The sequence below is a fragment of the Streptomyces sp. P17 genome, assembly GCF_032436805.1.
GTDB lineage: Bacteria > Actinomycetota > Actinomycetes > Streptomycetales > Streptomycetaceae > Streptomyces.
On the sequence record NZ_JAVRBF010000041.1, the window covers coordinates 64181 to 84265 of the forward strand.

21 protein-coding genes, 4 tRNA genes and 4 pseudogenes are annotated in these 20085 nt (G+C 70.1%); 21 read left to right on the top strand and 8 right to left on the bottom strand.

Features of this window, described 5'->3' with window-relative positions; genetic code table 11:
• Nucleotides 1-146 precede the first annotated feature (146 nt).
• From htpX to RMT89_RS25540, 3 genes and pseudogenes are all read left to right on the top strand, one after another.
• Entirely contained in the window at nucleotides 147-1022 is an 876-nt protein-coding gene (gene htpX, locus RMT89_RS25530; protein WP_315886127.1) for a zinc metalloprotease HtpX, read from the top strand.
• Nucleotides 1016-1404: pseudogene (locus tag RMT89_RS25535) on the top strand (YccF domain-containing protein). Before htpX ends, RMT89_RS25535 begins: the two are co-directional and overlap by 7 nt.
• Nucleotides 1405-1480: 76 nt before the next feature.
• The gene (locus tag RMT89_RS25540) at nucleotides 1481-2041 is read left to right on the top strand and encodes an SMI1/KNR4 family protein (RefSeq protein ID WP_315886128.1); all 561 of its coding nucleotides are present in this window, start codon (nucleotides 1481-1483) and stop codon (nucleotides 2039-2041) included.
• Nucleotides 2042-2058: 17 nt separating this feature from the next.
• On the opposite strand, the gene RMT89_RS25545 is transcribed toward RMT89_RS25540, so the two are convergent.
• A complete protein-coding gene (locus RMT89_RS25545) occupies nucleotides 2059-3303 on the bottom strand; it encodes an APC family permease (protein ID WP_315886129.1) in 1245 nt (414 codons plus the stop codon).
• Nucleotides 3304-3499: 196 nt separating this feature from the next.
• Between RMT89_RS25545 and RMT89_RS25550 the strand changes: the two genes are divergently transcribed.
• The gene (locus RMT89_RS25550; protein ID WP_315886130.1) at nucleotides 3500-3766 is read left to right on the top strand and encodes a GlsB/YeaQ/YmgE family stress response membrane protein; all 267 of its coding nucleotides are present in this window, start codon (nucleotides 3500-3502) and stop codon (nucleotides 3764-3766) included.
• 82 nt (nucleotides 3767-3848) lie between these two features.
• On the opposite strand, the gene RMT89_RS25555 is transcribed toward RMT89_RS25550, so the two are convergent.
• Both RMT89_RS25555 and RMT89_RS25560 read right to left on the bottom strand, forming a co-directional pair.
• Nucleotides 3849-4241, bottom strand: coding sequence for a hypothetical protein (locus RMT89_RS25555; RefSeq protein WP_315886131.1), 393 nt, complete (start codon nucleotides 4239-4241; stop codon nucleotides 3849-3851).
• Nucleotides 4242-4394: 153 nt separating this feature from the next.
• The gene (locus tag RMT89_RS25560) at nucleotides 4395-4883 is read right to left on the bottom strand and encodes a YajQ family cyclic di-GMP-binding protein (protein ID WP_315886132.1); all 489 of its coding nucleotides are present in this window, start codon (nucleotides 4881-4883) and stop codon (nucleotides 4395-4397) included.
• A 226-nt stretch (nucleotides 4884-5109) separates the two neighbouring features.
• Here RMT89_RS25560 and RMT89_RS25565 point away from each other — a divergent pair.
• Together RMT89_RS25565 and RMT89_RS25570 are read left to right on the top strand one after the other, a co-directional pair.
• Nucleotides 5110-5191, top strand: a tRNA-Tyr gene (locus RMT89_RS25565).
• A gap of 86 nt (nucleotides 5192-5277) precedes the next feature.
• Nucleotides 5278-5490, top strand: coding sequence for a hypothetical protein (locus RMT89_RS25570; RefSeq protein ID WP_315886133.1), 213 nt, complete (start codon nucleotides 5278-5280; stop codon nucleotides 5488-5490).
• Nucleotides 5491-5502: 12 nt separating this feature from the next.
• Here RMT89_RS25570 and RMT89_RS25575 read toward each other — a convergent pair whose 3' ends face one another.
• Together RMT89_RS25575 and RMT89_RS25580 are read right to left on the bottom strand one after the other, a co-directional pair.
• A complete protein-coding gene (locus RMT89_RS25575) occupies nucleotides 5503-6159 on the bottom strand; it encodes an SDR family oxidoreductase (RefSeq protein ID WP_315886134.1) in 657 nt (218 codons plus the stop codon).
• 312 nt (nucleotides 6160-6471) lie between these two features.
• Nucleotides 6472-7743, bottom strand: coding sequence for an amidohydrolase family protein (locus RMT89_RS25580; protein WP_315886135.1), 1272 nt, complete (start codon nucleotides 7741-7743; stop codon nucleotides 6472-6474).
• Nucleotides 7744-8016: 273 nt separating this feature from the next.
• Between RMT89_RS25580 and RMT89_RS25585 the strand changes: the two genes are divergently transcribed.
• From RMT89_RS25585 to RMT89_RS25620, 8 genes and pseudogenes are all read left to right on the top strand, one after another.
• A tRNA-Thr gene (locus tag RMT89_RS25585) sits at nucleotides 8017-8089 on the top strand.
• A gap of 46 nt (nucleotides 8090-8135) precedes the next feature.
• A tRNA-Met gene (locus tag RMT89_RS25590) sits at nucleotides 8136-8208 on the top strand.
• Between the two features lie 87 nt (nucleotides 8209-8295).
• Nucleotides 8296-8460, top strand: coding sequence for a 50S ribosomal protein L33 (gene rpmG / locus RMT89_RS25595; protein ID WP_003948671.1), 165 nt, complete (start codon nucleotides 8296-8298; stop codon nucleotides 8458-8460).
• Nucleotides 8461-8641: 181 nt separating this feature from the next.
• A complete protein-coding gene (locus RMT89_RS25600) occupies nucleotides 8642-9094 on the top strand; it encodes a MaoC family dehydratase N-terminal domain-containing protein (protein WP_315886136.1) in 453 nt (150 codons plus the stop codon).
• An 8-nt stretch (nucleotides 9095-9102) separates the two neighbouring features.
• Nucleotides 9103-9531 carry a MaoC family dehydratase gene (locus RMT89_RS25605; protein WP_315886137.1) on the top strand — a complete coding sequence of 143 codons (429 nt, stop codon included), beginning with the start codon at nucleotides 9103-9105 and terminating at the stop codon, nucleotides 9529-9531.
• A gap of 187 nt (nucleotides 9532-9718) precedes the next feature.
• Nucleotides 9719-10908 (top strand): annotated as a pseudogene (locus RMT89_RS25610) (DHA2 family efflux MFS transporter permease subunit); the annotation flags it as partial.
• A gap of 9 nt (nucleotides 10909-10917) precedes the next feature.
• Nucleotides 10918-11295 (top strand): annotated as a pseudogene (locus tag RMT89_RS25615) (DUF3291 domain-containing protein).
• Nucleotides 11296-11302: 7 nt separating this feature from the next.
• The gene (locus RMT89_RS25620; RefSeq protein ID WP_315886138.1) at nucleotides 11303-12418 is read left to right on the top strand and encodes a UDP-N-acetylmuramate dehydrogenase; all 1116 of its coding nucleotides are present in this window, start codon (nucleotides 11303-11305) and stop codon (nucleotides 12416-12418) included.
• A gap of 3 nt (nucleotides 12419-12421) precedes the next feature.
• Here the strand turns inward: RMT89_RS25620 and RMT89_RS25625 are convergent, their stop codons facing one another.
• The gene (locus tag RMT89_RS25625; RefSeq protein WP_315886139.1) at nucleotides 12422-13054 is read right to left on the bottom strand and encodes an NAD(P)H-binding protein; all 633 of its coding nucleotides are present in this window, start codon (nucleotides 13052-13054) and stop codon (nucleotides 12422-12424) included.
• 100 nt (nucleotides 13055-13154) lie between these two features.
• On the opposite strand from RMT89_RS25625, the gene RMT89_RS25630 reads away from it, so the two are divergent.
• Entirely contained in the window at nucleotides 13155-13796 is a 642-nt protein-coding gene (locus RMT89_RS25630) for a helix-turn-helix domain-containing protein (RefSeq protein WP_315886140.1), read from the top strand.
• 18 nt (nucleotides 13797-13814) lie between these two features.
• Nucleotides 13815-14500 (top strand): annotated as a pseudogene (locus RMT89_RS25635) (hypothetical protein).
• Here RMT89_RS25635 and RMT89_RS25640 read toward each other — a convergent pair.
• Both RMT89_RS25640 and RMT89_RS25645 read right to left on the bottom strand, forming a co-directional pair.
• Nucleotides 14445-15485, bottom strand: coding sequence for an adenosine deaminase (locus tag RMT89_RS25640; protein WP_315886141.1), 1041 nt, complete (start codon nucleotides 15483-15485; stop codon nucleotides 14445-14447). The pseudogene RMT89_RS25635 and the gene RMT89_RS25640 sit on opposite strands and share 56 nt — an antisense overlap.
• 122 nt (nucleotides 15486-15607) lie before the next feature.
• Nucleotides 15608-16831: a pyridoxal phosphate-dependent aminotransferase gene (locus tag RMT89_RS25645; RefSeq protein ID WP_315886142.1), complete on the bottom strand. Its 1224-nt coding sequence runs from the start codon at nucleotides 16829-16831 to the stop codon at nucleotides 15608-15610.
• Nucleotides 16832-17081: 250 nt separating this feature from the next.
• On the opposite strand from RMT89_RS25645, the gene RMT89_RS25650 reads away from it, so the two are divergent.
• The 5 genes from RMT89_RS25650 to rplA all read left to right on the top strand — a co-directional run bounded on the left by RMT89_RS25650 (nucleotide 17082) and on the right by rplA (nucleotide 19845).
• Nucleotides 17082-17154 (top strand) — tRNA-Trp (locus tag RMT89_RS25650).
• 108 nt (nucleotides 17155-17262) lie between these two features.
• The gene (secE, locus tag RMT89_RS25655) at nucleotides 17263-17550 is read left to right on the top strand and encodes a preprotein translocase subunit SecE (RefSeq protein WP_315886143.1); all 288 of its coding nucleotides are present in this window, start codon (nucleotides 17263-17265) and stop codon (nucleotides 17548-17550) included.
• Between the two features lie 81 nt (nucleotides 17551-17631).
• A complete protein-coding gene (gene nusG / locus RMT89_RS25660; protein ID WP_315886144.1) occupies nucleotides 17632-18444 on the top strand; it encodes a transcription termination/antitermination protein NusG in 813 nt (270 codons plus the stop codon).
• Nucleotides 18445-18603: 159 nt separating this feature from the next.
• Nucleotides 18604-19038 (top strand): 50S ribosomal protein L11, encoded by a 435-nt coding sequence (gene rplK, locus RMT89_RS25665; RefSeq protein ID WP_093613725.1) that lies wholly within the window; start codon nucleotides 18604-18606, stop codon nucleotides 19036-19038.
• An 81-nt stretch (nucleotides 19039-19119) separates the two neighbouring features.
• Nucleotides 19120-19845 (top strand): 50S ribosomal protein L1, encoded by a 726-nt coding sequence (gene rplA, locus RMT89_RS25670; RefSeq protein ID WP_315886145.1) that lies wholly within the window; start codon nucleotides 19120-19122, stop codon nucleotides 19843-19845.
• The last annotated feature ends 240 nt before the right edge of the window (nucleotides 19846-20085 follow it).

Consider the following 20085-nt stretch of genomic DNA (forward strand, 5'->3'; position numbering starts at 1 on the left):
CGGGGCCGCGCGCCCGAGGGAACCCCAGACCCTCGCCTGGCGTTGACCAGTACGGGAGGGTCCACTGGACATGTCACCACGGCACCGGTGGCATCAGAGATCGACCAGCAAAGGGTTCCCCTGCCGCACCACTTGGAGGGCGTACCGTGCACCGCCGGCACAACGGGCTCAGGACCGCAGTACTCCTCGGGGGACTGTCCGCACTCATCATCGTCATCGGCAGCTTCTTCGGCCGCATGGGGCTCGTCGTCGCTGTCGTCATCGCGCTGGGCACGAACGCGTACGCGTACTGGAACAGCGACAAACTGGCGCTACGCGCGATGCGTGCCCGCCCGGTGAGCGAGTTCGAGGCCCCGGCGCTGTACCGCATGGTGCGTGAGCTCTCCACGCAGGCCCGCCAGCCCATGCCACGGCTGTACATCTCACCGACGGAGGCACCGAACGCCTTCGCGACCGGCCGCAACCCGCGCAACGCCGCCGTGTGCTGCACCGAGGGCATCCTGCGCCTCCTCGACGAGCGCGAACTGCGCGGAGTGATCGGGCACGAGCTCAGCCATGTCTACAACCGCGACATATTGATCTCGTCGGTCGCCGGTGCCCTCGCCTCCGTGATCATGTTCCTGGTCAACTTCGCCTGGCTGATCCCGATCGGCCGCTCGGACGACGATGACGGCCCCGGCCTGCTCGGCATGCTGCTGATCATGATCCTGGGCCCGCTCGCCGCCAGCCTCATCCAGCTCGCCATCAGCCGCTCCAGGGAGTACGAGGCGGATGCCTCCGGAGCCCAGCTCACCGGCGATCCGCGCGCCCTCGCGAGCGCCCTGCGCAAGCTCGAAACCGGCACCAAGCAGCTTCCGCTGCCTCCGGAGCCCCGCATCGAGACGGCCAGCCACATGATGATTGCGAACCCCTTCCGGCCGGGACAGGGGCTGTCCAAGATGTTCTCCACACACCCGCCGATGGCCGAGCGGATCGCGCGGCTCGAAAAGATGGCAGGTCCCCACCAGCGAAGACAATCCTGAACGTCATCTGGCTCGTCCTCAGCGGCTTCTGGCTGTTCCTCGCCTACTTGGTCGCGGGCGTGCTTCTCTGCATCACCATCATCGGCATCCGTTCGGCATTGCCGCCTTCCGTATCGGCGTCTACGCCCTGTGGCCCTTCGGGTACACCACGGTCGAGCGCCGGGACGCGGGCGCTCCGTCCTGCGTCGGCAACGTCCTGTGGCTGATCCTGGCGGGCTGGTGGCTGGCGCTCGGCCATATCGCGACCGGCCTTCTCCTGTGCGTCACGATCATCGGCATCCCGCTGGGCATCGCCAACTTCAAGCTGATCCCCGTGTCGTTGCTGCCGATGGGGCGCGAAATCGTGCGGACGGACCAGACGTTCGCCTCGACGGGCTGGTAGCCGGCCGGTTGTCCACAACCCGGGGGTTGTCCACAGGCCCCGCTCGATTGTCAGTGCCGGCTTGCATCATGAACGCATGACCGAGAACGAGCAGTTGCTGGCACGGGTGGCGGCCAAGGCCCACAACACCCGACCGTGGGGCTGGACTTCCCTCCCCGAACCCGTGGACACGGCCGCCCCGGCCCGCGCCGAGGCCGCACTGGGCTTCCCCCTGCCCCCGCTGCTCGCCGAGCTCTACCTGCGCATAGGCGACGGCGGATTCGGCCCGGAGTACGGCCTGCTGCCCCTGCTCGACAGCCCTCCGTCCAGCGAGCCCGCGGCCGTCGTGCAGTACCTCGCCAACCGCGAGAGCGGCCGCAAGGACCCCGACTGGCCCTGGCCCGAGGGAGTCCTGCCGATATCCCACTGGGGCTGCGCGATGTACGCGTGCGTGGACTGCCGCGCCCCCGAGGCGCCGGTCCTGCTGTTCGAGCCGAACGCCGACACCAGCGACCACGCCTGGTACGTGGACGCGCCCAGCCTCGAAAACTGGCTGCGCACCTGGGTCGAGGGAACCGGCTGGTACGAGGAGACGAGCGACGACATGGACATGGCCCCGTGGACCGACTTCCGCATACGGACGGCGCGGACGTCGTAGATCCCAGGGGAGCGGAGCTACCTCGCCGCCATCCACCGACGTACGCCGTACGCGCCGACCCCCACCACCAGCACCCCGGCACCGACGACCACCGAAACCCAGGGCAGCGCGAACGCCAGGACCACGCACCCGAGAAGACCCACCGCCGGCACCACCCGCGCCGACAGACCCGGCCCGAGTGTCCACGCCGAGGCGTTGGCCACCGCGTAGTACGCCAGGACACCGAAGGAGGAGAACCCGATGGCGCCGCGTACATCCACCGTCGCGGCCAGCACCGCGACCACCGCACCCACGGCGAGCTCCGCCAGGTGCGGCACCTGGAAACGCGGGTGCACGGCGGCCAGAGCACCGGGCAGATGCCGGTCACGCGCCATGGCGAGCGTGGTCCGGGAGACGCCCAGGATCAGGGCGAGCAGCGAGCCCAGCGCGGCCACGGCGGCACCGACCCGTACGACCGGCACCAGACCCGGCACTCCGGCGGCCCGTACCGCGTCGGCGAGCGGCGCGTCCGCGTTCCCGAGACGGTCGGAGCCCAGTACGGCCAGGACGGCCACCGCCACGCACGCGTACACGGCGAGCGCGAGACCGAGAGCGATCGGGATCGCGCGGGGGATGGTGCGCGCCGGATCCCGCACCTCCTCACCGAGGGTCGCGATGCGCGCGTACCCGGCGAACGCGAAGAACAGCAGACCGGCCGCCTGAAGCACCCCGCCCAGACCATCGGAGGTCCCGATGTCCAGCCGCCCGGCATCGGCCTCCCCCGACGACAGACACACGACGAACACGGAAGCGAGGACCGCCAGCACCACCGCCACGACCGCCCGCGTCAGCCAGGCGGACTTCCGGACGCCGCCGTAGTTCACCGCGGTGAGTGCCACCACCGCCGCGACCGCCACGGCGTGCGCCTGGTCCGGCCAGACGTACGCGCCCACGGTGAGCGCCATCGCGGCACAGGAGGCCGTCTTCCCGACCACGAACGCCCAGCCCGCGAGATAGCCCCAGAACTCCCCGAGCCGCTCGCGGCCGTACACATAGGTGCCGCCGGAGGCCGGGTACAGGGCGGCCAGCCGCGCCGAGGAGGTGGCGTTGCAGTAAGCGACCACGGCGGCGACGGCGAGCCCGAGCAGCAGCCCGGTGCCGGCGGCGCGTGCCGCGGGTGCCAGGGCAGCGAAGATCCCGGCCCCGATCATCGAGCCGAGCCCGATGACCACGGCGTCGCCCACGCCGAGGGTGCGCCGAAGCCCGGCCGGGGACCGTGTCATGGGCCGAACCCTACTGATCGCTGCAACCGCCGAGTGCAGCGGTGACGTCCTCCTCACCAACAGGCGGCGAACAGGGGCGCGAACGCGCGCAGGCGCGCGAGCGCGCACAGCGCACGACCGACGAGCACAGCCTGTCCGGACGAAGATCACAGTGTGCGGACAGTGCGGGCACAGCACGGAAGGGCAGGTTCACGGCATGGGCATCATCAGCTGGATCATCCTGGGGTTGTTGGCCGGAGCCATCGCCAAGTTCCTGCTGCCGGGCCGCGACCCGGGCGGCTTCATCGGTACGACCGTGATCGGTATAGCGGGCGCGTTCACCGGCGGCTGGATCTCGGCCCGCTGGCTGGAGCACCCCATCACCAAGGACTTCTACGACGGCAGGACCTGGGCGGCCGCGATAGGCGGCTCGCTGGTTCTCCTGGTCGCCTACCGCATCCTGTTCGGCAACTCGCGCAACTGAGCACATTCCCCGGACCGCAGCCAGCAGGCGGGAGGGGCGGGCACCCACCAGGTGCCCGCCCTATCTCGCGCCTCGTTGCCTCTCATGCCCCGCCTGAACCGGTTACCACTGGCACAACGACCGTGGCGACGGCGGACGCGAGCGAGCCGACGGCGATGAACGCCTGGAACTTCTCCCGGGCCGTCGGGAACAGCGCCCTGGACACGTCTCCGGTCTTCTGCCGCAGGACGATCATCTTCATCTTCTGCCAGCGGTGCTGACGCAGACCGCACCCCATGAGGAGGCCGGTCGCGTTCCGTCGGCAGTACGTGCCGTCACGGTTCACCGCGCCGCACCAGACCGGCGCCTGAAACGAGGCATAGGCGGCGACCGCCAACGACAGCACCGCGATGACCACCGCGGCGGCTCGGCTCGTCCACGCCACCACGAGGGCGGCGGCAGCCAGGTAGCCCCAGTATGTCCAGAGCCCTCTCATGGCTGCGGACGGTACTGCGGGACCGTGCGACCGGACAGGGGGCGAATGAGTCAGCGGCCGTTCGCGCGGAAGTTCCTGTTCCGGATGTGGTGGCGCCCCGGGCGGCACAGTGCCATCTCCAGGGCGCTCGGGCCGTCGGTCACGACCAGTTGATCACCGGTAGTTCACGAACTGCAGTGCGAAGTCGAAGTCCTTGCCCTTCAGCAGGGCGATGATGGCCTGGAGGTCGTCGCGGCTCTTGGAGCTGACGCGGAGCTCGTCGCCCTGGACCTGGGCCTTCACGCCCTTCGGGCCCTCGTCACGGATGATCTTCGCAACCTTCTTGGCGTTCTCCTGGGAGATGCCCTCCTGGATCGACGCGAAGATCTTGTACTCCTTGCCGGACAGCTGCGGCTCACCCGCGTCCAGCGCCTTCAGCGAGATGCCGCGCTTGATCAGCTTGGACTGGAAGACGTCGAGGACGGCGTTCACCCGGTCCTCGGAGTTCGCCTCCATGAGGATCTTGTCACCGGACCACGAGATCGAGGCGCCCACGCCCTTGAAGTCGTAGCGCTGCGAGATCTCCTTGGCGGCCTGGTTGAGGGCGTTGTCGACCTCCTGCCGCTCGACCTTCGAGACGATGTCGAAACTGGAGTCGGCCATGTCCTGTGGCTCCTTGTATCGGGGTCCGTGTCGGGTGCGTATCGGCGTACGTGGGGGGCGACCGCCGAGCCCGGCATAGGTCCCGGGCCGCATCCGGATAAGCCTAGCCATCCCCGGTCCTCGGAGCGGAGATCAATCGAGTGGCGAAGCACCCCTCGGCATCGGGTATTGTTTACGTCGTTGCCGGGGAACGCAGCCGAGAGGCCGTTCGAAGGACAACAACCCCGGCGGTGTGCCCGAGCGGCCAAAGGGAGCAGACTGTAAATCTGCCGGCTCAGCCTTCCCAGGTTCGAATCCTGGCGCCGCCACTTCGGGGAAAGCCCCCTCAGGACTGTGGAAACACAGAACTGAGGGGTCTCTTCGTGTACGGCCGTTCCCCGGGCACACTGACTCCATGACCACTCGACGCAGAAGCTGCCCCGAGTGTCGTCGGGAGATCGCCGTGGTTGCCGGGCGGTTCGCGCGGCACGATCCGCCCGGTGCTCGGGGGAGCGGGGAACTCGTTTCATGTGCAGGGTCCCGGCGGCTCGCTGAACTGGGGCTTGTGCAGCCGTCGTTGGACGGGTATGTCGTGCCCGACTTCCCCGGTCAGTTGCCGCTGTTCTGAGGTCTCGCGTCCTCAGTTGCCCGCCACCGACTTCACCGCCACCGTCACCGGTGCGGAGCCGCTGATCAGTTCCAGGGTCAGTCCGGATGTGGCCGGGGTGTCGATCAGTTCTGCCAGTACGGCGGCCACGTCGTCCCGTGGGATCGGGCCGCGGCCCGTGTGGGCCTCCAGCCGGACCAGGCCCGTGCCGGCGTCGTCCGTCAGCATGCCGGGGCGCAGGACCGTCCAGTCCAGGGCGGTCAGGCCGCGCACGTACTCGTCCGCCTCGCCCTTCGCCCGCAGGTATGCGTCGAAGACCTCACTGCCCTCGTGCTTGGCGTTCGCGCCCATCGACGACACGATCACGAATCGGCGGACCCCGGCCCGCACCGCCGCGTCCGCGAACAGGATCGCCGCGTCCTTGTCCACCGTCTCCTTGCGGGCCGCCCCACTGCCCGGCCCGGCTCCCGCCGCGAAGACCGCCGCGTCCGCACCCTGCACATGCGCCGCGACCTCCTCCACCGACGCCGACTCCAGGTCCAGCAGCACCGGTTCGGCACCCGCCTCCCGCAGATCGTCGCCCTGTTCGGCGCGGCGGATGATGCCCGCGACCTCGTCCCCGCGCGCGGAGAGCAGCCGCTCCAGCCGCAGCGCGATCTGACCATGACCTCCAGCGATGACAATGCGCATGTCTTCGACCGTACGCCCGGACGGCCGCATCCGCCGCACGAGTTCCCACGGCCCACGGCCTGAGCGAGAGTGCCCCGACGGTGCGCGCTACGACAGGCGCCCCCGCCAAGCCCCGGACCCCCGCAGGCTCTCAGCGCGACTACTCGGCGCGACCCGCCCCGCGAGCCCGAGCGTTACCCTGCCCGCCGGCGCACCATGAACCCCGAGCGCCCGGCGGATCGCACCCCGATCGTGCGCCCGCGCGTCCCGGATCCCACACCCCGCGCGCACTCTCTACGTCACCCACTCCCCGCACACCACATCCCCCACCCCTCAAGAAGCCTCACCCCGCCCCTGCCGAGGCAACCCCAACTCCACAGCCGCCGCAGAGTTGCAGTACTCCCGCACCGCGCTCGTCCGCGCAACCACACGCCCCCGATGCACCACGATCCGGCTGTACGCCAGCGACAGCGCCCCCGACAGCCCATCTCCCCGCACCGCCAGCAACTCCGCCGGGAAACCCGCCTCGACGCGTACCTCGGGCAGGCCGAGAACCGTCCGCGCCGCTGAACTCACCGTGTCGTAGGCGTCCTCGGGGCCCAGCCCGTAGCGGGAGGCCAGCAGATACGCCGCCTCCAAGGGGTCGCCCCGCCCCACCGGGTTGGACACGTCCCGCAGCGCCCCGCTCCCCGAGGCCACCCGCACCCCGGCCGCGCGCAGCAGCCGTACCGGCGCGGTCCCTCGCCGTTCCGCGCCCCCGCAGCCGCCCTGCGGCAGGCACACCACCGTCACGCCGGCTGCCGCGAGTTGGTCCGCCGTACGGGAGGCCGCGCCGGCCGGGAGGCGCCTCAGACCGCCGCAGGGGCCCAGCGTCACGCCGGGGCGCAAGCCGCCCGCCATGGCCGCCAGCCGGGACAGGCGGGCCGGGTCGTCGGCGTCCGTGTGCAGGTCGACGGGGCAGCCGTGCTCCGAGGCCAGGTCCAGGACCGCCTCCACATAGCCCGTCGGATCGGGGTCGAGATCCGGACAGCCGCCCACCACCGAGGCGCCCATTTTCAGCGCGTCCCGCAGCATCGCGAGCCCGTCCGCCCCCGCAACACCCGTCAGCAGTCGCGGCATCGCCACCGCGGTCAGCTCGGTGAGCCCCCGCAGGGAGCGCCGTGCGCGCAGGACGGCGGCCAGCGCGCCCAGCCCCTGGACGTCGCCCACGCGCACGTGTGCCCGCAGCGCGGTCGCCCCGTGGCCGAGCTGGAGCAGAGCCGCCTCCGTGGCTCGGCGCTGGACGTCCTGGGGGTCGTAGGAGACCGGGCCGGAGGCGTCGGCGGAGAGGGCGGTGTCGCCGTGGGTGTGGGGCTCGGCGGGGGCCGGCAGGAGGAGATAGCCGGTGAGGTCCACGCGCGCACCGCACGCGCGCGTGCCGCTCGCCAGGCTCCCGGCCGTGCCCACCGCCTCGATGCGACCGCCGCCCAGCCGGACGTCCACGGTGCGCCCGTCGGTCAGCCGTGCCCCGCACAACAGCAGAGCGGCCGGGTCGGACGGCCCTGACGCCCCCGGGGAGGACGACGAGGACGACGAGTGGGGCGGCTGGGGCTGGCTGTCGGGCATCGCGCTCCAGGTGCTCGGTGCTCGGAGACTGCGCGGAGACTGCGCCGGGGACGCAAGATCACGCAGAGTGAGTCGAGCCTAGGGCGGTGATCAGCTCGGGGCCGGGAGGAGCGCAATAGTCGTACCGGTGTGGTCCGCCGTGCACGAGCAGCGTGGATGGCGTACGGCGGTGGCGGTTGAGGTACCTGGGAAGCCCGTCGGATCGGGGCGCCGAGGGTGCCGCGAAACGGATTTGGGTGAACGGCGGCCGAGCGTGTAATGTCTTCATCGCTCGCCCCAATAGCTCAGTCGGCAGAGCGTCTCCATGGTAAGGAGAAGGTCAACGGTTCGATTCCGTTTTGGGGCTCTGGTGTGGGAGGTTCCCGTCGCGAGGCGGGGACTGATCGCATCTCAGCGGTGTAGCTCAGTCGGTAGAGCAAGCGGCTCATAATCGCTGTGTCACCGGTTCAAGTCCGGTCACCGCTACTGACAGTAGCCGATTGCGGGGTCGGTCCTTCGATCGGCTACTCTTTCTTGCGTTAATGTCCTATCCGTTCGTCAAGGAGCACTCACGTGGCTGCCACCGACGTCCGCCCGAAGATCACGCTGGCCTGCGTGGAGTGCAAGGAGCGGAACTACATCACCAAGAAGAACCGGCGTAACAACCCGGACCGTCTTGAGATGAAGAAGCACTGCCCGCGTTGCAACGCGCACACCGCGCACCGCGAGACGCGATAAATCAGGCTCGTACACGAGGCCGCCCCCGCAGTCGGGGGGCGGCCTCGCGTCGTTTCGGTCGGCCGGTTACCGGCCGGTTTCGCAGATCGCCGCCCGGCCGGCTCGGGGAAGTCAGGGAAACCGCAGGACTCCACCGGCCGACCCGGGAAACCACACGCAGACACCAGGAGGTGCCGAGCCCATGGCGCTCGACCAGTCCTTCGTCGGGCGGACCTATCCGCCCACCGACCCCTACGAGGTCGGCCGTGAGAAGATCCGTGAGTTCGCGGAGGCGGTGGGAGATGCCAACCCGGCGTACACGGACCCGGAGGCCGCCAAGGCGCTCGGTCACCCCGATGTGATCGCTCCGCCGACCTTTGTGTTCGCGATCACCTTCAAGGCGGCCGGAGAGGTCGTCGCCGACTCCCAGCTCGGCCTCGACTACAGCCGAGTGGTGCACGGCGACCAGAAGTTCGCGTACACGCGCCCGGTGCGCGCCGGCGACCGGCTCACGGTCACCTCGACCATCGAGTCGATCAAGTCCCTCGCGGGCAATGACATCCTGGACATCCGCGGTGAGGTCCACGACGAGGCGGGGGAGCACGTCGTGACCGCCTGGACGAAGCTGGTCGCCCGCGCGGCCGAGGAGGCGTGAGCAACCCCATGACGGCGAAGATTTCGTACGCCGACGTCGAGGTCGGCACCGAGCTGCCCGCGCAGACGTTCCCCGTGACCCGTGCCACGCTCGTCCAGTACGCGGGCGCCTCGGGTGACTTCAACCCGATCCACTGGAACGAGAAGTTCGCCAAGGAGGTCGGACTGCCGGACGTCATCGCGCACGGCATGTTCACCATGGCCGAGGCGATCCGCGTGGTGACCGACTGGGCCGGCGACCCGGGCGCGGTCGTCGAGTACGGCGTCCGCTTCACCAAGCCCGTGGTCGTCCCGAACGACGACCAGGGCGCCACGATCGAGGTCAGCGGCAAGGTCGCGGCCAAGCTCGACGACAACACGGTCCGCGTCGACCTGACCGCGACCAGCGCCGGGCAGAAGGTGCTGGGGATGTCGCGGGCGGTCGTACGGCTGGCCTGAGGCGTAGGGGCTTGAGGGCTGTAAGGGGCGTTCTCCATTGTGGGGCGCCCCTTACGGCGTTGAGGCCCCCTACCGGCCCCAACGGGCCAGGGGCGGGCGGTGTTCCAAGGGTGGCGGGAGGCCCAACCGGCCCAACCGGCGGCCCAACCAGCCCAACCAGCCCAACCGGCCCAACCGGCCCAACCGGGTCGGGATCGCGATCTTCACCGGCGCCTCCGCCGGCGCGGCCATGGCCCCCGGCATCGACTCCCTGATCGCCGCCCGCGCGGTGCAGGGCGTCGGCGCGGCGATCATGATGCCGTTGACGCTGGCCCTGCTGACGGCCGCCGTGCCCGCGGCCAAGCGCGGGATGGCGTTCGGGATAGGGGGCGCCGTCAACGGGCTCGCCGTGGCCTCCGGGCCGCTCATGGCGGCACCCTCACCGAACACATCTCCTGGCAGTGGATCTTCTGGCTGAACGTTCCGCTGGGCCTGATCCTGCTGCCGCTGGCCCGCCTCCGCCTCGCCGAGTCCCACGGCACGAACGCCCGGCTCGACGTCGCCGGCACCCTCCTCGCCAGCGGCGGCCTCTTCGGCATCGTCTACAGCCTGGTCCGCGGCCCCGCCGACGGCTGGACCGCCCCCCTGGTGCTGACCGGACTGTTCGCCGGAGGCGCGCTGCTCGCCGGGTTCGTCCTCCACAGCACCCGCGCCAAGAACCCCATGCTTCCGATGCGGCTGTTCCGCTCCCGCGCCTTCTCCGGGATCAACGCCACCAGCATGCTGATGTTCCTCGGCATGTTCGGCTCGATCTTCCTGCTCAGCCAGTACATGCAGGGCGTGCTCGGCTACTCGCCCACCGAGGCGGGTCTGCGGATGCTGCCGTGGACCGGTATGCCGATGCTCGTCGCGCCGATCGCCGGCATCCTCTCCGACCGGTTCGGCGGCCGCCCCGTCGTCGCCACCGGCCTCTTCCTGCAGGCCGCCGGCCTCGGCTACCTGGCCAACGTCATCACCGCGGACGCCTCCTACGCCGTCCAGCTGCCCGGTCTGATCATCAGCGGCATCGGCATGGCCCTGTTCTTCGCACCGGCCTCCGCCCTGGTGATGTTCAGCGTCCGGGCCGGCGAACAGGGCATCGCCTCCGGCGCCAACAACGGCCTGCGCGAGGTCGGTGGCGCGCTCGGCATCGCCATCATGTCGTCGATCTTCGCGGCCCAGGGCGGCTACGAGACCGGACAGACCTTCGTCGACGGGCTGAAGCCCGCCCTGGTGACCGGCGCCGCGCTGGTCGCCCTCGCCGGAGTCGCGGCCCTGGGCATCCCGGGCCGAGGGCGCACCGAGCCCTCCGACACGCCGCAGACCCCCGCCCCCGTACGTGAGACCGCCGGCCGCTGAGGAGGCGTCGTGCCCACCCTTTCCTGGACCGTTGCGAACACCCCCGCGCGGCATCGAAGTGCATGTCTTCGCGTCCCGCTTCGAGACCCGCACCCTGTGGGGCGCGCTGAAGTTCTCCTGAGGACCCCGGGCGTGTGGCGGCAGGTCAGCCGCGCGCCGGGCGCCTGCGGGGCCACCCTCAAGGCGCAGCCGCTGCGGCGGACCTTCTGGACCCTGTCGGCCTGGGAGTCGCCCCAGGCGCTCAAGGCCTTCGCCCGCTCCGGCACCCACGCACCGACCTCCCGGGGCCTGGCCCCCCTGATGCGGGCCGCGAAGTTCGCCACCTGGACGGTGAAGAGCGACGAACTCCCGCTCGACTGGGCCGAGGCGGTCCGCCGTCTCACCTGAGCCATGGATGACGTACGGGACACGGCCCTGCCCAAAGCGGTGGGGCCGTTCTCGTACTCTTGAGCGCGTGCAGGAACTCCACGACGCGCCCCTCGCCCCGCTGACCACCTTCCGCCTGGGCGGACCGGCCACCCGGCTGGTCACCGCCACCACCGACGCCGAGGTGATCGCCGCCGTCCGCGAGGCCGACGCCGCCGGCACGCCCCTGCTGATCATCGGCGGCGGCTCCAACCTGGTCATCGGTGACAAGGGCTTCGCGGGCACCGCCCTGGTCATCGCCACCAAGGGCTTCGAAATCGACGGCACGCGCGTGGAGCTCGCCGCGGGCGAGGTGTGGACCGACGCCGTCGCCCGCACCGTCGAGGCCGGACTCGCCGGCGTCGAATGCCTCGCCGGCATCCCCGGCTCGGCGGGCGCCACCCCGATCCAGAACGTCGGCGCGTACGGCCAGGAGGTCTCCTCCACGATCACCGAGGTCATCGCCTACGACCGCCAGGACGGCGAGACCGTGACGCTGGCGAACGAGGAGTGCGCCTTCTCCTACCGCCACAGCCGCTTCAAGGCCCACCCCGAGCGATATGTCGTCCTGCGCGTCCGTGTCGAGCTGGAGGACGCCGACGGACTGTCGGGGCCCATCAAGTACGCCGAGACCGCCCGCGCCCTCGGCGTCGAGGCCGGCGACCGCGTGCCGCTGGCCGACGCCCGCGAGACCGTCCTGAAGCTGCGCGCCGGCAAGGGCATGGTCCTGGACCCCGAGGACCACGACACCTGGTCCGCCGGATCCTTCTTCACCAACCCGATCCTCAGCCACGCACAGTTCGCGGCCTTCCACGCGCGCGTGCGTGATCGGCTCGGCGACGGCGTGGAGCCCCCGGCCTACCCGGCGGGGGAGGGGCACACCAAGACCTCCGCCGCCTGGCTGATCGACAAGGCGGGCTTCACCAAGGGTTACGGCAGCGGCCCGGCGCGCATCTCCACCAAGCACACCCTCGCGCTCACCAACCGGGGCGCCGCGACCACCGAGGACCTGCTGGCGCTCGCCCGCGAGGTCGTCGCCGGGGTCCGCGAGGCCTTCGGGATCACGCTGGTCAATGAGCCGGTGACCGTGGGCGTGACCCTGTAGGGATCAGTAGGCCACGCCCACGCCCTGCTTCACCGTGCCCGGGTCGTCCGCCATGGCCAGCATCGCGTGGGCCACGTCCGCGCGGCCGATGAAACGGCCCTTGGCCGGGGTGCCGCCGACGACCGTGCGGTAGACGCCGGTGAGCGGCTTGTCCTGGAGCCGGGGCGGCCGTACGGAGGTCCAGTCGACCGCGCTGCGGGCGAGCTCCGCCTCCATCTCCCTGAGGTCGTCGTAGACGTCCTTGAGGACCGCGGAGACCAGGCCGCGTACGGCACGGTCCAGGGGGCCGTCCTGCGCCGGAGCCGGTCCGAGCGGTGCCGCGCTCACCACCAGCAGCCGGCGCGTGTCCTCCGCCTCCATGGCCCGCAGCACCGTACGGGTGAGGCGGGCGGCGACCCCGGCGTCCTTACGGCTGCGGGCGCCGAGGCCCGACAGAACCGCGTCCCGGGCAGCCACCGCGGGGCGCAGCGCCTCCGGGTCGGTCAGATCCGCGCGGAACGCCTCCAGGTCCGCGCCCGTCACCGGCAGCCGCGCGGGATCCCGTACCACCGCCGTCACCCGGTGCCCGGCGGTCAGCGCCTGCCGGACGATCTCCTGGCCGATGCCTCCGGTGGCACCGAAAACCGTAATGTTCATGGCCACTCCCGCGTTTGGGTGGGTGAGTGTTCACTCACCCCTCTGTGCTCTAGAGTGGGTGAGTATTCACTCACCCGTCAAGCCCGATAAGGTCCCCTTCGTGGAATCCGCGCAGAAGCCCGCCCGCGTCCGTATCCTCGACGCCGCCCATGAACTGATGCTCACCGTCGGGCTCGCCCGGGCCACCACCAAGGAGATCGCCAAGGCGGCCGGGTGTTCCGAGGCCGCGCTCTACAAGTACTTCGACAGCAAGGAAGAGCTGTTCGTGCGGGTCCTCACCGAGCGGCTGCCCCGTCTCACCCCGCTGCTCAGCAGCCTCACGGCCGAACCCGGGACGGGCACCCTGGAAGGCAACCTGACGCGGATCGCCCACGAGGCCGCCCTCTTCTACGAACAGAGCTTCCCGATCGCCGCCTCCCTGTACGCCGAGGCGCAGCTCAAGCGGCGGCACGACGACGCGCTGCGGAAGATCGGCGCCGGACCGCACCTGCCGATCGAGGCCCTCGACGCCTACCTGCGCGCCGAGCAGACCGCGGGCCGTGTCCGCGAAGGCGCCGACACCTTCGCGGCCGCCTCCCTCCTGCTCGGCGCCTGCGCCCACCGCGCCTTCGCCTACGAGGCCACCGCAAGAAGTGCACGCCCGCCCGCCGACGCCTTCGCGGCCCGGCTCGCCCGGACCCTGCTGGACGGGATCACCACGGAAATCTCCGTCGCGGAGGGCGGCCGCCGACCCCGACCCTGATGCCATGAGGCATCGCACATGCGGCTGAGGCTGACCGAGTTCCGGCCCCGCACAGGACCGCACGCACACCGGGTGGTCCAACCCCCCTGCGCCACACCTCACTGACGGCACCCGACCCCGTCGGGCAGCTGCTCGGTGACCACGACGGCCTGAACCGGCTGGCGGGCCTGTTCTCCTTCGCCGCCTACTCCCGGCACACGATCGTCCACATCCCGCTGCGCGACGGCGTCCCGCCCGACGAGAGCTGGGGCGAGCGGGTCGACCTCGTCCCGGCCCATCACACGCTCGGTCTGCGCCCCAGCCAGTGGCCCGGACTGCGCCGCACACTACGCGCGGGCACCCCGCTGACCGCCGGCACCGACGAAGCGCGCACCGCGCGGGACGCGAAGACCTGGCAGACGCGATGGGACCGGGAGGAGTTCCGGCACACCACCCACGCGCGTACGTTCTTCCTGTTCGGCAGCCGGGAGGTGTTCGCCGGGACCGCCACCGACCTCGCCCGCGCGGCAGGCTTCGGGCCGCGCCAGAAGGGCGTCGTCAAAGGGCACTCGGCGCTGATGACGGGGCTGCCGCTCATCCAGCCGCCCGGCGGCGGGCACCCCGTCGAGGTGCTGGTCTGCTTCAAGCCCTGTCCGCCCTACGCCCACTTCAGGCGGCCGGGCGAGTCAGCCAGTCGTCCACACCGGCCAGCAGCCGCGCCCTGACCTCCTCCGGCGCCGCCGACGCCCGTACCGACTGCCGGGCCAGTTCCGCCAGTTCCGCGTCCGTGAAGGCATGGTGCTGGCGGGCGATGTCGTACTGGGCCGCCAGCCGGGAGCCGAACAGCAGCGGGTCGTCCGCGCCCAGGGCCAACGGGACCCCGGCCTCGAACAGCTTGCGCAGCGGCACGTCCGCCGGCTTCTCGTAGACGCCGAGGGCCACGTTCGACGCCGGGCACACCTCGCAGGTCACGCCCCGGTCGGCCAGGCGCTTCAGCAGCCGCGGATCCTCCGCCGCGCGCACGCCATGACCGATCCGGTTCGCGTCCAGGTCGTCCAGGCAGTCACGGACCGAGGCCGGGCCCGTCAGCTCGCCGCCGTGCGGAGCGGAGAGCAGACCGCCCTCCCGCGCGATGTGGAACGCACGGTCGAAGTCCCTCGCCATGCCCCGGCGCTCGTCGTTCGACAGACCGAAGCCGACCACGCCCCGGTCCGCGTACCGCACCGCCAGCCGCGCCAGCGTCCGCGCGTCCAAAGGGTGCTTCATCCGGTTCGCCGCCACCAGGACCCGCATCCCGAGGCCCGTCTCCCGCGACGTCGTCTCCACCGCGTCCAGGATGACCTCCAGCGCCGGGATCAGACCGCCCAGCCGAGGCGCGTACGAGGTCGGGTCCACCTGGATCTCCAGCCAGCCCGAGCCGTCCTTCAGATCCTCCTCCGCGGCCTCACGCACCAGCCGCTGGATGTCCTCGGGCTCCCTGAGACACGAGCGGGCCGCGTCGTACAGCCGCTGGAATCGGAACCAGCCCCGCTCGTCCGTGGCCCGCAGCTTCGGGGGCTCCCCGCTCGTCAGGGCTTCCGTCAGCGCGTCGGGCAGACGTACGCCGTGCTTGTCGGCCAGTTCCAGAACGGTGGCGGGGCGCATCGACCCGGTGAAGTGCAGGTGCAGATGGGCCTTCGGCAGCTCAGAGACATCACGTACACGCTCCATCCCAGGATCCTGCCGTACGTCCCCGCCCTCCCGGTAGCGGTTTCCCCCTTAGTGGTCTTGCTCGCACAAACGAACAGGGCACCCAGGAAGGTTCCTGGATGCCCTGCTCACAGCCCTGTCGGCTACTTCGCCTCCGCCAGCAGCTTCTGGATCCGCGAGACACCCTCGACCAGGTCCTCGTCACCGAGTGCGTACGACAGCCGCAGATAGCCCGGCGTGCCGAAGGCCTCGCCCGGGACGACCGCGACCTCGGCCTCCTCCAGGATCAGCTCGGCCAGCTCCACACTGCTCTGCGGGCGCCTGCCGCGGATCTCCTTGCCCAGCACCGCCTTCACCGACGGGTACGCGTAGAAGGCGCCCTCGGGCTCCGGGCAGACCACCCCGTCGATCTCGTTGAGCATCCGCACGATCGTCTTGCGGCGGCGGTCGAAGGCCTCCCGCATCGTCGCGACCGCGTCCAGGTCGCCCGAGACGGCGGCGAGCGCGGCCACCTGGGCCACGTTCGAGACGTTCGACGTGGCGTGCGACTGGAGGTTGGTCGCGGCCTTGACGACGTCCTTCGGGCCGATGATCCAGCCGACCCGCCAGCCCGTCATCGCGTACGTCTTGGCGACGCCGTTGACCACGACGCACTTGTCGCGCAGCTCGGGCAGGAGCGCGGGCAGCGACACGGACACCGCGTCGCCGTAGACCAGGTGCTCGTAGATCTCGTCCGTCATCACCCACAGGCCGTGCTCGACGGCCCAGCGGCCGATCGCCTCGGTGTCGGCCTCGGAGTAGACGGCGCCGGTCGGGTTGGACGGAGAGACGAAGAGGGCGACCTTGGTCTTCTCCGTGCGCGCCGCCTCCAGCTGCTCCACGCTGACGCGGTAACCGGTGGTCTCGTCGGCGACGACCTCGACCGGGACACCGCCCGCGAGGCGGATCGACTCCGGGTACGTCGTCCAGTAGGGGGCCGGGACGATGACCTCGTCGCCCGGGTCGAGGATCGCGGCGAAGGCCTCGTAGATGGCCTGCTTGCCGCCGTTGGTGACCAGGATCTGCGAGACGTCGGGCTCATAGCCGGAGTCGCGCAGCGTCTTCGCGGCGATCGCGGCCTTCAGCTCGGGCAGACCGCCGGCCGGCGTGTAGCGGTGGTACTTCGGGTTCTTGCACGCCTCGATGGCGGCCTCGACGATGTAGTCCGGGGTCGGGAAGTCGGGCTCGCCGGCGCCGAAGCCGATCACCGGACGCCCGGCGGCCTTGAGGGCCTTGGCCTTGGCGTCCACGGCGAGGGTGGCGGACTCGGAGATCGCGCCGACTCGGGCGGAGACCCGGCGCTCGGTGGGAGGGGTTGCAGCGCTCATGAGGCCCATCGTTTCAGACCGGAAACTCCCCCGGCACGCGGGTTTCACAGACTGAACAACGGCTGAACAACCGTCCGGATCCGCCCCTCACGCTGGGCGATCTTCCATCTCCGGGGCTCCCACGGGCACTTTCTGTTCGACGAGGGGCCTGAGAACACGTACACTCTCACCTCGTTGGCCTTCAGCAGGCCGCACTCGCACGGTGCACATGGAGCACCCGTACGGATGCGGTACGTTGGGGAACACACAAAGGGTCGTAGCTCAATTGGTAGAGCACTGGTCTCCAAAACCAGCGGTTGGGGGTTCAAGTCCCTCCGGCCCTGCTACACACACCTTCGCCAGGATGTGTGCGCATGTACGTACAGCAATGCACCGCCGTGCGGCTCAGACCGGGCGCGGCACGGCCACGACCCGGAATCAGGTGAGGACGAGTGACGGACGCCGTGGGCTCCATCGACATGCCTGATGCCGAGGACGAGGCGCCGGACTCCAAGAAGAAGACCCGCAAGGGCGGTAAGCGCGCCAAAAAGGGTCCGCTGAAGCGTCTTGCCCTCTTCTACCGGCAGATTGTCGCTGAACTTCGCAAGGTCGTCTGGCCGTCGCGCGGCCAGCTGACTACCTACACGACCGTGGTGATTGTCTTCGTCGTCATCATGATCGGCCTGGTGACCGTGATTGACTATGGGCTCGACCACGCCGCCAAGTACGTCTTCGGCTGAGCCAAGAGCGAAGGGCGCCGCGGTTACCGGCGCCCCTTTTCGCATGTTCCACCCCTATGTATCCAGGAAGAAGCAGCCACCGTGTCTGACCAGAACCTGAACGACGCCATCGAGCCCGACGAGACTGTCGAAGACGAGCTCGACATCGTCGAGGGCGCGGACGAGGACCTGGACGAGGTCGAGGCTGCCGACGCCGAGGCGGGCGAGCCCGCGGAGGAAGCGGCCGTACACGTCGAGGACGAGGCCGAAGAGGCCGGGGAAGAGCCGGCCGAGCCGGTCGACCCCGTCGCCGCCCTGCGCGAGGAGCTGCGGACCCTGCCCGGCGAGTGGTACGTCATCCACACCTACGCCGGTTACGAGAACCGCGTGAAGACCAACCTGGAGCAGCGCGCTGTCTCCCTGAACGTCGAGGACTACATCTTCCAGGCCGAGGTGCCGCAGGAAGAGGTCGTCCAGATCAAGAACGGCGACCGCAAGACCATCCGCCAGAACAAGCTTCCCGGCTATGTCCTGGTGCGCATGGACCTGACCAACGAGTCCTGGGGCGTTGTCCGCAACACCCCCGGCGTCACCGGCTTCGTGGGCAACGCCTACGACCCGTACCCGCTGACCCTGGACGAGATCGTCAAGATGCTCGCCCCGGAGGCCGAGGAGAAGGCCGCCCGCGAGGCCGCCGAGGCCGAGGGCAAGCCGGCGCCGCAGCGCAAGGTCGAGGTCCAGGTCCTGGACTTCGAGGTCGGCGACTCGGTCACCGTCACCGACGGTCCCTTCGCCACCCTCCAGGCCACGATCAACGAGATCAACCCCGACTCCAAGAAGGTCAAGGGTCTCGTCGAGATCTTCGGCCGGGAGACGCCGGTCGAGCTGTCCTTCGACCAGATCCAGAAGAACTAGTTCTCACCGCTTCCGACCAGGTCAGGCGGGCTCTCGAAGCCTGTCTGACCTGCTCGGTTTTCAGCCGCGCATCCATACCCGTTATCGTTGTGCGGTATGCCTGCATCCGGGACGCGACCTGGATGGGGGCAAACCCGATTCGAAAGGACCCGGAGAGCTATGCCTCCCAAGAAGAAGAAGGTCACGGGGCTCATCAAGCTCCAGATCCAGGCCGGTGCCGCCAACCCGGCCCCGCCGGTCGGCCCCGCGCTGGGTCAGCACGGCGTGAACATCATGGAGTTCTGCAAGGCCTACAACGCCGCGACCGAGTCGCAGCGTGGCTGGGTCATCCCGGTGGAGATCACGGTCTACGAGGACCGCTCCTTCACCTTCATCACCAAGACCCCGCCGGCCGCGAAGATGATCCTCAAGGCCGCGGGCGTGGAGAAGGGCTCCGGCGAGCCGCACAAGACCAAGGTCGCCAAGATCACCCAGGCGCAGGTCCGCGAGATCGCCGAGACCAAGATGCCCGACCTCAACGCCAACGACCTGGACGCCGCGTCGAAGATCATCGCCGGCACTGCCCGTTCCATGGGCATCACGGTCGAGGGCTGAGCCCCAACCTCGTAGACCTGCAGTAGTGGCAGGGCCTGCTCGGCCCGGACCACGACTCCTAAGAAAACCCCAGGAGCAGTAGTGAGCAAGCGCAGCAAGTCTCTCCGCGCTGCGGACGCCAAGATCGACCGGGAGAAGCTGTACGCCCCGCTCGAAGCCGTCCGTCTCGCCAAGGAGACCTCCACGACCAAGTTCGACGGCACCGTCGAGGTCGCCTTCCGTCTGGGTGTCGACCCGCGCAAGGCCGACCAGATGGTCCGTGGCACCGTGAACCTCCCGCACGGCACCGGTAAGACCGCCCGGGTCCTGGTCTTCGCGACCGGTGACCGTGCCGAGGCCGCTCGTGCCGCGGGCGCCGACATCGTCGGCGCCGACGAGCTCATCGACGAGGTGTCGAAGGGCCGTCTGGACTTCGACGCCGTCGTCGCCACCCCGGACCTCATGGGCAAGGTCGGCCGCCTCGGCCGTGTCCTCGGCCCGCGTGGTCTGATGCCGAACCCGAAGACCGGCACCGTGACCCCGGACGTGGCCAAGGCCGTGACCGAGATCAAGGGCGGCAAGATCGAGTTCCGCGTCGACAAGCACTCGAACCTGCACTTCATCATCGGCAAGGCGTCCTTCGACGACGCCAAGCTGGTGGAGAACTACGGCGCGGCCCTGGAGGAGATCCTCCGTCTGAAGCCGTCCGCCGCCAAGGGTCGCTACATCAAGAAGGCCGCCATCACCACCACGATGGGCCCCGGCATTCCCGTCGACCCGAACCGCACCCGCAACCTCCTCGTCGAGGAGGACCCGGCCGCGGTCTGAGCCATCGAGGCTCACTGAGCCCGGATCCACCGGCTGATGTTTCCGAGGTCCGATTTCTCACCGAGGGCTGATGGTGATGTGGGGCACGGGTTCGAGGGCGTGCAGCGTCCGCCGCGCTCGGGTCGCGGCCTGTCCGAGGTGTCTTTCGAGTCGGGGCTGGGGCGGTGGTGGCGTCGCCGGTGGCCGGTGCGGCCGTCAGGGTGCGGTGTCGATGGAGAGCGTCAGGGTGTCGACGGCGGG

What these genes read in the sequence shown, in the direction of transcription:
- RMT89_RS25540 (WP_315886128.1), top strand. Translation starts at nt 1,481, where the DNA reads ATGACCGAGAACGAGCAGTTGCTGGCACGGGTGGCGGCCAAGGCCCAC.
- RMT89_RS25545 (WP_315886129.1), bottom strand. Translation starts at nt 3,303, where the DNA reads ATGACACGGTCCCCGGCCGGGCTTCGGCGCACCCTCGGCGTGGGCGAC.
- RMT89_RS25550 (WP_315886130.1), top strand. Translation starts at nt 3,500, where the DNA reads ATGGGCATCATCAGCTGGATCATCCTGGGGTTGTTGGCCGGAGCCATC.
- RMT89_RS25555 (WP_315886131.1), bottom strand. Translation starts at nt 4,241, where the DNA reads ATGAGAGGGCTCTGGACATACTGGGGCTACCTGGCTGCCGCCGCCCTC.
- RMT89_RS25560 (WP_315886132.1), bottom strand. Translation starts at nt 4,883, where the DNA reads ATGGCCGACTCCAGTTTCGACATCGTCTCGAAGGTCGAGCGGCAGGAG.
- RMT89_RS25570 (WP_315886133.1), top strand. Translation starts at nt 5,278, where the DNA reads ATGACCACTCGACGCAGAAGCTGCCCCGAGTGTCGTCGGGAGATCGCC.
- RMT89_RS25575 (WP_315886134.1), bottom strand. Translation starts at nt 6,159, where the DNA reads ATGCGCATTGTCATCGCTGGAGGTCATGGTCAGATCGCGCTGCGGCTG.
- RMT89_RS25580 (WP_315886135.1), bottom strand. Translation starts at nt 7,743, where the DNA reads ATGCCCGACAGCCAGCCCCAGCCGCCCCACTCGTCGTCCTCGTCGTCC.
- RMT89_RS25600 (WP_315886136.1), top strand. Translation starts at nt 8,642, where the DNA reads ATGGCGCTCGACCAGTCCTTCGTCGGGCGGACCTATCCGCCCACCGAC.
- RMT89_RS25605 (WP_315886137.1), top strand. Translation starts at nt 9,103, where the DNA reads ATGACGGCGAAGATTTCGTACGCCGACGTCGAGGTCGGCACCGAGCTG.
- RMT89_RS25620 (WP_315886138.1), top strand. Translation starts at nt 11,303, where the DNA reads ATGACGTACGGGACACGGCCCTGCCCAAAGCGGTGGGGCCGTTCTCGT.
- RMT89_RS25625 (WP_315886139.1), bottom strand. Translation starts at nt 13,054, where the DNA reads ATGAACATTACGGTTTTCGGTGCCACCGGAGGCATCGGCCAGGAGATC.
- RMT89_RS25640 (WP_315886141.1), bottom strand. Translation starts at nt 15,485, where the DNA reads ATGGAGCGTGTACGTGATGTCTCTGAGCTGCCGAAGGCCCATCTGCAC.
- RMT89_RS25645 (WP_315886142.1), bottom strand. Translation starts at nt 16,831, where the DNA reads ATGAGCGCTGCAACCCCTCCCACCGAGCGCCGGGTCTCCGCCCGAGTC.
- rplK (WP_093613725.1), top strand. Translation starts at nt 18,604, where the DNA reads ATGCCTCCCAAGAAGAAGAAGGTCACGGGGCTCATCAAGCTCCAGATC.